Annotated in this window: 12 protein-coding genes and 4 tRNA genes; all 16 read left to right on the forward strand. The window is 35.4% G+C overall.

Annotated features, from left to right (window positions below; genetic code table 11):
- Window positions 1-17: 17 nt before the first annotated feature.
- The 16 genes from L0669_RS10165 (at window position 18) to rpoB (ending at window position 11,920) form a co-directional block, all read left to right on the forward strand.
- A complete protein-coding gene (locus L0669_RS10165) occupies window positions 18-1,157 on the forward strand; it encodes an acyl-CoA dehydrogenase family protein (protein WP_263763215.1) in 1,140 nt (379 codons plus the stop codon).
- Between the two features lie 318 nt (window positions 1,158-1,475).
- Window positions 1,476-1,670, forward strand: coding sequence for a 30S ribosomal protein S21 (gene rpsU, locus L0669_RS10170; RefSeq protein WP_026985791.1), 195 nt, complete (start codon window positions 1,476-1,478; stop codon window positions 1,668-1,670).
- Between the two features lie 139 nt (window positions 1,671-1,809).
- Window positions 1,810-2,703 (forward strand): tyrosine-type recombinase/integrase, encoded by an 894-nt coding sequence (locus tag L0669_RS10175; protein ID WP_263763216.1) that lies wholly within the window; start codon window positions 1,810-1,812, stop codon window positions 2,701-2,703.
- Between the two features lie 34 nt (window positions 2,704-2,737).
- The gene (gene hpf, locus L0669_RS10180) at window positions 2,738-3,040 is read left to right on the forward strand and encodes a ribosome hibernation-promoting factor, HPF/YfiA family (RefSeq protein WP_056245753.1); all 303 of its coding nucleotides are present in this window, start codon (window positions 2,738-2,740) and stop codon (window positions 3,038-3,040) included.
- 91 nt (window positions 3,041-3,131) lie between these two features.
- Window positions 3,132-3,205, forward strand: a tRNA-Thr gene (locus L0669_RS10185).
- A gap of 54 nt (window positions 3,206-3,259) precedes the next feature.
- Window positions 3,260-3,340 (forward strand) — tRNA-Tyr (locus tag L0669_RS10190).
- An 83-nt stretch (window positions 3,341-3,423) separates the two neighbouring features.
- A tRNA-Thr gene (locus L0669_RS10195) sits at window positions 3,424-3,495 on the forward strand.
- Window positions 3,496-3,550: 55 nt separating this feature from the next.
- Window positions 3,551-4,738: an elongation factor Tu gene (gene tuf, locus L0669_RS10200; RefSeq protein WP_017496723.1), complete on the forward strand. Its 1,188-nt coding sequence runs from the start codon at window positions 3,551-3,553 to the stop codon at window positions 4,736-4,738.
- Between the two features lie 59 nt (window positions 4,739-4,797).
- Window positions 4,798-4,868 (forward strand) — tRNA-Trp (locus tag L0669_RS10205).
- Window positions 4,869-4,886: 18 nt separating this feature from the next.
- Window positions 4,887-5,084, forward strand: a complete 198-nt coding sequence (gene secE, locus L0669_RS10210; protein ID WP_041517377.1) for a preprotein translocase subunit SecE — start codon at window positions 4,887-4,889, stop codon at window positions 5,082-5,084.
- A 10-nt stretch (window positions 5,085-5,094) separates the two neighbouring features.
- The gene (nusG, locus tag L0669_RS10215; RefSeq protein ID WP_029273444.1) at window positions 5,095-5,646 is read left to right on the forward strand and encodes a transcription termination/antitermination protein NusG; all 552 of its coding nucleotides are present in this window, start codon (window positions 5,095-5,097) and stop codon (window positions 5,644-5,646) included.
- Between the two features lie 67 nt (window positions 5,647-5,713).
- Entirely contained in the window at window positions 5,714-6,151 is a 438-nt protein-coding gene (gene rplK / locus L0669_RS10220; RefSeq protein ID WP_007807442.1) for a 50S ribosomal protein L11, read from the forward strand.
- A gap of 13 nt (window positions 6,152-6,164) precedes the next feature.
- Window positions 6,165-6,854, forward strand: coding sequence for a 50S ribosomal protein L1 (gene rplA, locus L0669_RS10225; protein ID WP_055094620.1), 690 nt, complete (start codon window positions 6,165-6,167; stop codon window positions 6,852-6,854).
- A gap of 22 nt (window positions 6,855-6,876) precedes the next feature.
- Window positions 6,877-7,380 carry a 50S ribosomal protein L10 gene (rplJ, locus tag L0669_RS10230; protein WP_041517376.1) on the forward strand — a complete coding sequence of 168 codons (504 nt, stop codon included), beginning with the start codon at window positions 6,877-6,879 and terminating at the stop codon, window positions 7,378-7,380.
- A 91-nt stretch (window positions 7,381-7,471) separates the two neighbouring features.
- Entirely contained in the window at window positions 7,472-7,843 is a 372-nt protein-coding gene (rplL, locus tag L0669_RS10235) for a 50S ribosomal protein L7/L12 (protein ID WP_007807437.1), read from the forward strand.
- 264 nt (window positions 7,844-8,107) lie between these two features.
- Window positions 8,108-11,920 carry a DNA-directed RNA polymerase subunit beta gene (rpoB, locus tag L0669_RS10240; protein ID WP_173969916.1) on the forward strand — a complete coding sequence of 1,271 codons (3,813 nt, stop codon included), beginning with the start codon at window positions 8,108-8,110 and terminating at the stop codon, window positions 11,918-11,920.
- The last annotated feature ends 182 nt before the right edge of the window (window positions 11,921-12,102 follow it).

The raw sequence follows: 12,102 nt of genomic DNA on the forward strand, positions 1-12,102 counted from the left end.
AACAAAAGCAACTTATAATGAATTTTGAATATAACGAAACGCAGTCGATGATTGCTCAATCTATAAAAGATTTTGCCGAAAAAAATATCAGACCTAATATTATGGAATGGGACGAGGCTCAAATTTTTCCAGTTGACCTATTTAAAAAATTAGGCGAAATGGGATATATGGGAGTTTTAGTGCCTGAAGAATATGGAGGATCAGGATTGGGGTATCATGAATACATTACAGTTGTAGAAGAAATTTCAAAAGTAGATCCTTCAATTGGTTTATCAGTTGCAGCGCATAATTCATTATGTATCAATCATATTCTAACTTTTGGAAACGAAGAACAAAAGAAAAAATGGTTACCTAAATTGGCTACCGCAGAATACATAGGAGCCTGGGGTTTAACAGAACACAATACAGGATCTGATGCTGGCGGAATGAATACTACAGCAGTAAAAGACGGTGATGAATGGATTGTAAACGGAGCTAAAAACTTTATAACACATGCAATTTCTGGAGATATCGCTGTTGTAATTGTGCGTACCGGAGAAAAAGGAGATTCAAAAGGTATGACCGCTTTTGTTTTCGAAAAAGGAATGAAAGGATTTACATCAGGTAAAAAAGAAAATAAATTAGGAATGCGTGCCAGCGAAACTGCAGAACTGGTTTTTGATGGTTGCAGAGTTCCTGATGCTAATAGATTAGGAGAAGTTGGGCAAGGATTTGTTCAGGCAATGAAAATACTTGACGGAGGTCGTATCTCAATCGGTGCCTTATCATTAGGAATCGCAAAAGGAGCGTACGAGGCTGCTCTTAAATATTCTAAAGAAAGACATCAGTTCGGACAGCCTATTAGTAGTTTTCAGGGAATTTCCTTTAAACTCGCCGATATGGCAACCGAGATCGAAGCTTCAGAATTACTGTTGCATAAAGCAGCATTCTTAAAGCAACAACATAAACCAGTTACCACATTGGGTGCAATGGCAAAAATGTATGCTTCAGAAGCTTGTGTCAAAATCGCAAACGAAGCCGTTCAAATTCATGGTGGTTATGGTTACACAAAAGACTTTCCGGTAGAGAAATTCTATCGTGATTCAAAACTATGTACTATAGGAGAAGGAACAACTGAAATTCAAAAATTAGTTATTTCAAGAAATTTATTGAAGTAATATAATATAGAGTAGAATAATTTGGGCGTGCCCATAAAAACAAAAGCCATTTAGCAGCCGCTAAGTGGCTTTTGTTTTTATGGTCGGGCTTTTCATTACAATCTTTTTTGTTTTTAAAGAAAAAACAAAAAAGGATTTCCATTGCAATCCCTCACGCATCTAGTTGTAATTAGAAGTTTTGTAAAATCAAAGACAGTCTAAATTCCTTATTCTTTCCTCTCTTTTTTATATTCTCAAAAAAATAATTCATAATTCATAACTCATAATTCATAATTAATATTTACTTTTGCAGCCTTAACGAGAGGAGGTGTCAATATTATGTTAATTATACCAATTAAAGACGGAGAAAATATCGATAGAGCATTAAAGCGCTATAAAAGAAAATTTGATAAAACAGGAACTGTTCGTCAACTAAGAGCGCGTACTGCTTTTATTAAGCCTTCTGTTATCAAAAGAGCACAAATTCAAAAAGCTGCTTACATCCAAAACATGAGAGATGGTTTAGAGAGTTAGTATTAGCTTTTCAAAAATAATTACCGTTAGTTATCAAATTTTGATACTAACGGTTTTTTTATGCTTAATTTTGAAATAAATAATATTCTTTTTAATGACAGGATATGAGTTTATGTGAAATGAAAAAGTATATATTCTTATGAAATCAAATAAAGAAGCATTTCGTGATTACCTTCAATTAGAAAAAAAATATTCCCCACATACAGTCAATGCTTATTTAAATGATATTTTATTTTTTGAAGCATTCAATAAAGCTCAATTCGAGCAGGTAAATATCGAGCAGGTAAATTACGGTCAAATCAGAAGTTGGATTGTTTCGCTTGTCGATGATGGTATTTCTAATGTATCAGTAAATAGAAAAATGTCTTCATTAAAAGCATTCTATAAATTCCTTTTAAAAACAAAGCAAATAGAGGTGAGTCCAATGCTGAAGCATAAAGCATTAAAAACGCCTAAAATTGTTCAGATTCCGTTTTCTGAAAAAGAATTATCGGATTTAATGCAGGAAGTTGGAAATCCATCCGGATTCGAGGAAGTCAGGGATAAACTAATCGTAGACCTTTTTTATACTACAGGAATGCGTAGGGCAGAGTTGATACATTTAATGAAGTATAATGTTGATTTGTCTTCAAGTGTAATTAAGGTTTTAGGAAAACGAAATAAAGAACGTATTATTCCGATACTGCCAATAATTACAGAGCAGTTTAATTTGTATTTGCAGGAAAGAGCTATGGTTGAGAAGATCGTCGATCATGAATATTTTTTTATTTCGGTAAAAGGGTTAAAATTGAGTGAATCTTTTGTGTATCGTTTAATAAATTCATACTTTAGTAAAGTCTCTGAAAAGGTAAAAAAGAGTCCGCATGTGCTTCGGCATACTTTTGCAACTCACTTGCTAAATAACGGAGCAGATTTAAATTCAGTTAAAGAATTATTAGGACATTCGAGTTTGGCGTCTACACAAGTTTATACTCATAATAGTTTAGCAGAGCTTAAAAAGGTGTATGGTGACGCTCATCCCAGAAATAAATAATAATTCTTAAATGTTTAACCCTAAAATTTGTATTATGAAGGTAGATGTTCATGCAGTTAACTTTACTGTTGACAGAAAATTAGTGGATTTTATTCAGGAAAGAATGGATAAATTAGAAAAATACTACGATCGAGTTGTTTCGGCAGACATTTTTTTAAAAGTTGAAAGAACAAGTGATAAGGAGAATAAGGCAGTAGAGATTAAGATTAATGTCCCGGGAGATGATTTTTTGGTTAAAAAACAATGCAAAACATTCGAAGAAGCAGTTGAGCTTTCGGCTGAATCTTTAGAGCGTGTATTGGTAAAAAGGAAAGAAAAAATAAGAGCACACATATAATTGAAAAATTTTTTCAAAAAATGTTTTGATACAAAGATAAAATAGCTACATTTGCAGTCCGTTAGAAATAGCGGACTTTTTTATTGATATTGCCAGCGTAGCTCAGTTGGCTAGAGCAGCTGATTTGTAATCAGCAGGTCGTGGGTTCGAGTCCCTCCGCCGGCTCTAAATATTTCAAATGCGATTTGAAATTGTTCATGCAATTATTGATAAAATAAAGGGGAGATACTCAAGCGGCCAACGAGGGCAGACTGTAAATCTGCTGTGTGAACTTCGCAGGTTCGAATCCTGCTCTCCCCACAAAAAGAAGTTAAGATTTCAGAGCGTAGATTTTAGGTTTTAAATCTTAAATCTATAAAATACAATCTAAATCAGAACTCTCTGCCGACTTAGCTCAGAGGTAGAGTGCTTCCTTGGTAAGGAAGAGGTCACGGGTTCAATTCCCGTAGTTGGCTCAAGTAAGTAGGAAATTGAAAATTAATATATAACTAAGATTAAAAATTAAGTAAAATGGCAAAGGAGAATTTTAATCGTTCCAAACCGCACTTAAACATAGGTACAATTGGACACGTGGATCACGGAAAAACTACATTAACTGCAGCAATTACAAAAGTATTGTCTGATGCTGGTTACTGTCAAGCAAAATCGTTTGATCAAATCGATAACGCTCCAGAGGAGAAAGAAAGAGGTATTACTATTAATACATCACACGTAGAGTATGAAACAGCTAACCGTCACTACGCTCACGTTGACTGTCCAGGTCACGCGGATTACGTAAAGAACATGGTTACTGGTGCTGCTCAAATGGACGGAGCTATCTTAGTAGTTGCTGCTACAGATGGTCCAATGCCACAAACTCGTGAGCACATCCTTTTAGGTCGTCAGGTAGGTATTCCAAGAATCGTTGTTTTCATGAACAAAGTGGATATGGTTGATGATGCTGAATTGTTAGAGCTTGTTGAAATGGAAATTAGAGATTTATTATCTTTCTACGAATATGATGGAGATAATGGTCCTGTAGTTCAAGGTTCTGCTTTAGGAGGATTGAATAACGATCCTGCTTGGGTACCAAAAATCATTGAATTAATGGATGCTGTTGATGCTTGGATCGAAGAGCCAGTGCGTGACGTAGCTAAGCCATTCTTGATGCCGGTTGAAGATGTATTTACAATTACTGGTCGTGGAACTGTTGCTACAGGTCGTATCGAAACAGGTATTGCTAATACAGGAGATCCAGTTGAAATCATTGGTATGGGAGCTGATAAATTAACTTCTACTATTACAGGAGTTGAGATGTTCCGTAAAATCCTTGATAGAGGTGAAGCTGGAGATAACGTAGGTTTATTGTTAAGAGGTATTGATAAAGAATCTATCAAAAGAGGAATGGTTATCATTAAGCCGGGATCAGTAAAACCACACGCTACTTTCAAAGCTGAGGTTTATATCTTGAAAAAAGAAGAAGGTGGACGTCATACTCCATTCCATAATAACTACCGTCCACAGTTCTACGTACGTACAACTGACGTAACAGGAGTTATTACTTTACCAGAAGGAGTAGAGATGGTAATGCCAGGAGATAACTTGACTATCAATGTTGCTTTATTAAGCCCAATCGCGATGAGCGTAGGTTTACGTTTCGCTATCCGTGAAGGTGGTAGAACTGTAGGTGCAGGTCAGGTAACTGAAATCGTAGGATAATCCTATAAAAATTTTTAAAAGCCAGTTGATTTTCTTAACTGAAGTCACTGGCTTTAATTACGGGCGTAGTTCAAGGGTAGAATAGCGGTCTCCAAAACCGTTGATGGGGGTTCGAATCCCTCCGCCCGTGCAATAAAAAATATATCAAATGACAAAAGTTACTAATTATTTATCAGAGGCTTTCGAAGAGTTAAAGTCAAATGTTACTTGGCCTGCTTGGGCTGAGGTTCAAAAATTGACAATTGTTGTGGCTGTATTTTCGGTTTTATTCGCCTTGGCAACTTGGGGAGTAGACGAATTTTTTGCAAAAGCTTTGGCTGGATTTTTTAACTGGTTAAAAGGATAATTTTTTTGTGATGGCAGATAATAATGTGAAAAAATGGTACGTAGTTAGAGCTGTAAGCGGACAAGAGAATAAAGTCAAAGCTTATATCGAAACTGAGATTGCCAGATTAGGTATGGGTGATTATGTTTCCCAAGTTTTAGTACCTACAGAAAAAGTAGTTACTGTAAAAGAAGGAAAGAAAATGTCTAAGGATAAAGTTTATTTCCCTGGATATGTTATGATCGAAGCCAATTTAGTTGGTGAGATACCTCATATTATTAAGTCTATTACTAGTGTAATTGGATTTTTAGGTGAGATCAAAGGCGGAGAACCTGTTCCTTTGAGACTTTCTGAAGTAAATAGAATGTTAGGTAAAGTAGATGAGTTAGCTGTAAATACAGATACTCGTGCTATTCCTTTCAACTTAGGAGAAACTGTTAAAGTGATCGATGGTCCTTTCAATGGCTTCAACGGAACGGTTGAAAAAATCAATGAAGAAAAGCGTAAACTTGAAGTTATGGTGAAGATTTTCGGAAGAAAAACTCCATTAGAATTGAGTTTTATGCAAGTTGAAAAAGTATAATTTTTGTTACATCTATAATAACCACCGTAATCGCTTCCAATGATTAGGGTGTTAAATTTTTTAAAAAATGGCTAAAGAAATTAGTAAGGTAGTTAAACTACAAGTTAAGGGAGGTGCTGCGAATCCGTCGCCACCGGTTGGACCTGCTTTAGGAGCTGCTGGGGTTAATATCATGGAGTTCTGTAAGCAGTTCAATGCTAGAACACAAGATAAACCTGGCAAAATATGCCCAGTACAAATTACTGTGTATAAAGACAAATCATTTGATTTTGTTGTAAAAACTCCTCCAGCTGCTGTCCAATTATTGGAAGCTGCAAAGCTAAAGTCTGGATCAGGTGAACCAAATCGTAAAAAAGTAGCTAGCGTTACTTGGGACGTTATCAAAGCAATCGCTGAAGATAAAATGGTAGATTTAAATGCATTCACAATCGAATCTGCAATGAGCATGATCGCTGGAACTGCTAGATCTATGGGTATAACTGTATCAGGAGATGCTCCTTTTTAATTAAGAGAAAGAAATGGCAAAATTAACAAAAAAGCAAAAAGAGGCTGCTTCAAAAATTGAAAAGAACAAACTATACTCTTTAAAAGATGCAGCTGCATTAATTAAAGTTATAGCTTCTGCAAAATTTGATGAGTCTGTTGATATCGCAGTTCGTTTGGGTGTAGATCCAAGAAAAGCGAATCAAATGGTTAGAGGTGTAGTTACATTACCTCACGGAACAGGTAAAGACGTTAAAGTATTAGCATTAGTTACTCCGGATAAAGAAGCAGAAGCTAAAGAAGCTGGAGCTGATTATGTAGGTCTTGACGATTATTTACAAAAAATTAAAGATGGTTGGACAGATGTTGATGTTATCATCACTATGCCAGCTGTTATGGGTAAATTAGGTCCATTAGGTCGTATTTTAGGACCTAGAGGTTTAATGCCAAACCCTAAAACAGGTACTGTAACTATGGATGTTGCAAAAGCTGTTCAAGAGGTTAAAGCTGGTAAAATTGACTTTAAAGTTGATAAAACTGGTATCGTACATGCAGGAATTGGTAAAGTTTCTTTTGGAGCTGAGCAAATTTATGACAATGCACACGAAATTATTCAAACATTAATCAAACTTAAACCAACTGCTGCTAAAGGTACCTACATTAAAGGTATTCACCTTACAAGCACTATGAGTCCTGCAATTGCATTGGACCCTAAAGCAGTATAATTGGTAGTTAATAATTTTTAGTATGACTAGAGAAGAAAAATCAATCGCGATTGAAGATTTAACTGCACAGTTAGCTGGTACAAATATTATTTATGTATCTGATATTTCTGGATTAAACGCAGAAACAACTTCAAACTTGAGAAGAGCTTGCTTTAAAGCAGGTATTAAATTAGAGGTTGTAAAAAACACTTTGCTTGCAAAAGCAATGGAAGCTTCTGCTAATGACTATGGTGATTTACCTTCAGTATTGACAGGTAACAGTGCTATATTTATTTCAGATGTTGCAAATGCACCTGGAAAAATTATTAAAGATTTCAGAAAAAAATCAGCTAAACCTGTATTAAAAGGAGCTTATATTAATTCTGAAGTTTACATTGGAGATGATCAATTAGATGCATTAGCAACTATTAAATCTAAAGAAGAACTTCTTGGAGAACTTATTGGATTATTGCAATCACCAGCACAAAGAATTATTTCAGCTTTACAAAACAAATTCGCTGGTAGCGAAGAAGAAGCTGAAGCATAATAATTCGTACGAGGAATTGATTTTCCTGGTAGCTTAATTAGCGCACAATAAATAAATTATATTTTACAAATCATTTTAAACGATAGAAAAAATGGCAGATTTGAAACAATTCGCAGAACAATTAGTTAACTTAACAGTTAAAGAAGTTAACGAATTAGCAACAATATTAAAAGACGAGTATGGTATCGAGCCTGCTGCTGCAGCTGTAGTAGTTGCTGCTGGTGGTGGAGAAGGTGCTGCTGAAGAAGCACAAACTGAATTTACAGTTGTATTAAAAGAAGCTGGTGCTTCTAAATTAGCAGTTGTGAAATTAGTAAAAGAACTTACAGGTTTAGGTTTGAAAGAAGCTAAAGATGTAGTTGACGGTGCTCCAAGCAACGTTAAAGAAGGTGTTTCTAAAGAAGAGGCTGAAGGTCTTAAAAAATCATTAGAAGAAGCTGGAGCTGTAGTTGAGCTTAAATAATTCAACTCAGTTTTAAGAACTAGGTTTAGGTCTTGAGTGAACGCTCAATGGCCTAAACCATTTTTCGTATAATAAAATATATCAAGTTTTATTATCAAATAGTTTAAAATACGAAAAAGTTTTTGATCAATACGAAGAAAAAAAATTGAACTGTTTTACTGGTTTATTTTTAAAGATGTATTGATTATAATAAGAAAGTATAGATTAAACAGTGTGTTTCACACAAAAAAAATTACTTTTTTTTAATCAAAATTTTGTCCATTGATGATAACAAATCAGACTGAAAGATTGAATTTTGCCTCTACTAAAAATATCCCTGACTATCCAGATTTTCTAGATGTTCAGGTTAAATCTTTTAAAGATTTCTTTCAATTAGAAACGAAATCTGACGAAAGAGGCAACGAAGGGTTATACAACACCTTCATGGAAAATTTCCCAATTACAGATACAAGAAATAACTTTGTATTGGAATTCCTAGATTATTTTGTTGATCCGCCACGTTATACAATTCAAGAATGTATAGAGAGAGGTCTTACTTATAGTGTGCCTTTAAAAGCCAGGTTAAAACTATACTGTACAGATCCAGAACACGAAGATTTTGAAACTATTGTACAAGACGTTTACCTTGGAACAATACCTTATATGACTCCAAGTGGTACTTTTGTTATCAATGGTGCTGAGCGTGTAGTAGTATCTCAACTACACCGTTCTCCAGGAGTTTTCTTTGGTCAATCATTCCACGCAAATGGAACAAAACTTTATTCTGCCAGAGTAATTCCTTTCAAAGGTTCTTGGATAGAATTTTCTACAGATATCAACAGCGTAATGTATGCTTATATCGATAGAAAGAAAAAATTACCGGTTACAACTTTATTCCGTGCTATTGGATTCGAAAGAGATAAGGATATCCTTGAAATTTTCGACCTTGCTGAAGAAATTAAAGTTTCTAAAACAGGTATTAAAAAATATATTGGAAGAAGACTTGCTGCACGTGTATTGAACACTTGGCACGAGGATTTCGTTGATGAAGATACCGGTGAGGTAGTTTCTATCGAACGTAACGAAATCATCCTTGATCGTGATACAATTATCGACAAAGATAATGTTGAAGAAATCATTGATTCTAACGTTAAATCTATTTTGTTACACAAAGAGGATAATAACCAGGCAGATTATGCTATTATCCACAATACATTACAAAAAGATCCAACAAACTCTGAAAAAGAAGCTGTAGAGCACATTTACCGTCAGTTGCGTAACGCTGAACCGCCTGATGAGGAAACTGCTCGTGGTATTATAGATAAATTGTTCTTCTCTGATCAACGTTATAACTTAGGTGAAGTTGGTCGTTACAGAATGAACAAAAAACTTGGTTTAGATATCCCAATGGAAAAGCAAGTGCTTACCAAAGAAGATATCATTACCATTGTAAAATATTTGATCGAGTTGATCAACTCTAAAGCAGAGATTGATGATATTGATCACTTATCAAACCGTCGTGTTAGAACAGTTGGAGAACAATTGTCTCAACAATTCGGTGTTGGTTTAGCACGTATGGCTAGAACTATTCGTGAGAGAATGAACGTTAGAGATAACGAGGTGTTTACACCAATCGATTTGATTAATGCTAAAACATTGTCATCGGTTATCAACTCTTTCTTTGGTACTAACCAGTTATCTCAATTTATGGATCAAACGAATCCATTAGCTGAGATTACGCACAAAAGAAGACTTTCTGCCCTTGGACCTGGTGGACTTTCGAGAGAGAGAGCTGGATTTGAGGTTCGTGACGTTCACTATACACACTATGGTCGTTTATGTCCGATTGAAACTCCAGAGGGACCAAACATTGGTTTGATTTCATCTCTTGGTGTTTATGCAAAAGTTAACGGAATGGGATTCATCGAAACTCCATACCGTAAAGTAACTAATGGTGTAGTTGATTTAGAAAGTACTCCAATTTACTTAAGTGCAGAAGAAGAAGAAGGAAAAATGATTGCTCAGGCAAACATTGAAATGGATGAGACTGGAAAAATCACAGCAACAAATGTTATTGCTCGTGAGGAAGGTGACTTCCCGGTTGTTGAACCATCTGTTGTACATTATACAGACGTTGCTCCTAACCAGATTGCTTCGATTTCGGCTTCATTGATTCCTTTCTTGGAACATGATGATGCGAATAGAGCCTTGATGGGATCGAACATGATGCGTCAGGCGGTTCCTTTGATCCGTCCGGAAGCACCAATTGTTGGTACAGGTTTAGAGCGTCAGGTAGCTTCAGATTCTAGAGTATTGATTAATGCTGAAGGAGATGGAACTGTAGAATATGTTGATGCTAACATCATTACTATCAAATACGACCGTACCGAAGAAGAAAGAATGGTAAGTTTTGATGCTGATGAAAAAACATACAACTTAATTAAATTTAGAAAAACCAATCAGGGAACAAGTATCAACTTGAAACCAATCGTAAGAAAAGGTGACAGAGTGGTTCTTGGACAAGTATTATCAGAAGGATATGCTACTCAAAATGGTGAATTAGCTTTAGGTAGAAACTTAAAAGTTGCGTTCATGCCATGGAAAGGGTATAACTTTGAGGATGCGATTGTAATTTCTGAAAAAGTAGTTCGTGATGATATTTTTACTTCTATCCACGTTGATGATTATTCATTAGAGGTTAGAGATACTAAGTTAGGAAATGAAGAGTTAACAAACGATATTCCTAACGTTTCTGAAGAAGCTACTAAAGATTTAGATGAAAACGGTATGATCAGAATTGGAGCAGAGGTTAAACCTGGCGACATTTTGATCGGAAAAATTACACCAAAAGGAGAATCAGATCCTACTCCTGAAGAGAAATTGCTTCGTGCAATCTTTGGGGATAAAGCAGGTGATGTAAAAGATGCTTCATTAAAAGCTTCTCCATCTTTACATGGTGTAGTTCTTGACAAAAAATTATTTGCAAGAGCCGTAAAAGATAAACGTAAACGTACTCAGGATAAAGATGCTTTAGGCGCTTTAGAAATGGAATTCGAAACTAAATTTGTTGAATTAAAAGACAGATTGGTTGAGAAATTATTCTTGATCGTTAACGGAAAAACATCTCAGGGTGTAATGAATGATTTGGGTGAAGAAGTTTTACCTAAAGGTAAAAAATATACTCAAAAAATGCTTTACGCAGTAGAGGATTTTGCTCACTTAAGCAAAGGTCAATGGGTTGCTGATGACGCTACTAATAAAATGGTTAATGATTTAATTCATAACTATAAAATTAAGCTGAACGACTTACAAGGATCTTTAAGAAGAGAAAAATTCACTATTACAGTTGGAGATGAATTACCATCTGGAATCTTGAAATTAGCGAAAATTTATATCGCTAAAAAACGTAAACTGAAAGTAGGGGATAAAATGGCAGGACGTCACGGTAACAAAGGTATTGTTGCAAGAATCGTTCGTCATGAAGATATGCCTTTCCTTGAAGACGGAACACCAGTAGATATCGTATTGAATCCACTTGGGGTACCTTCACGTATGAACATTGGTCAGATTTATGAGACTGTTCTTGGATGGGCTGGTATGAACTTGGGTAGAAAATTTGCTACTCCAATTTTTGACGGTGCATCTTTAGATCAAATCAATGCTTTGACTGATGAAGCTGGAGTACCACGTTTCGGACATACACACCTTTATGATGGTGGTACTGGAGAGCGTTTCCATCAAGCTGCAACTGTGGGTGTAATTTACATGCTTAAATTAGGACACATGGTTGATGATAAGATGCACGCACGTTCTATCGGACCATACTCGTTGATCACTCAACAGCCACTTGGAGGTAAAGCTCAATTTGGAGGTCAGCGTTTTGGAGAGATGGAGGTTTGGGCACTTGAGGCTTATGGAGCATCAAGTACTCTTCGTGAGATCTTAACAGTTAAATCGGATGACGTTATTGGTAGAGCTAAAACTTACGAAGCTATCGTTAAGGGTGAGTCTATGCCAGAACCAGGATTGCCAGAATCATTCAATGTATTAATGCATGAATTGAAAGGTCTTGGACTTGACATTCGTTTAGAAGAATAATAAGTATTAGGTAGTTTTCAGTTTTCGGATAGTAATATCCGAAAGCTGATTACTCATTTATAAAAGTTTTTAGGATTTATACCCGTAACCCGTTCCGATTTTTTATTTAAACCTGAAAAGTTTTATAATTAGCACTTCAAAATTTAGTTTGAAGTTTAGAGAAGTAATCCGAGGTAGCGACT

It is taken from the genome of Flavobacterium bizetiae, from assembly GCF_024271895.1.
GTDB lineage: Bacteria > Bacteroidota > Bacteroidia > Flavobacteriales > Flavobacteriaceae > Flavobacterium > Flavobacterium bizetiae.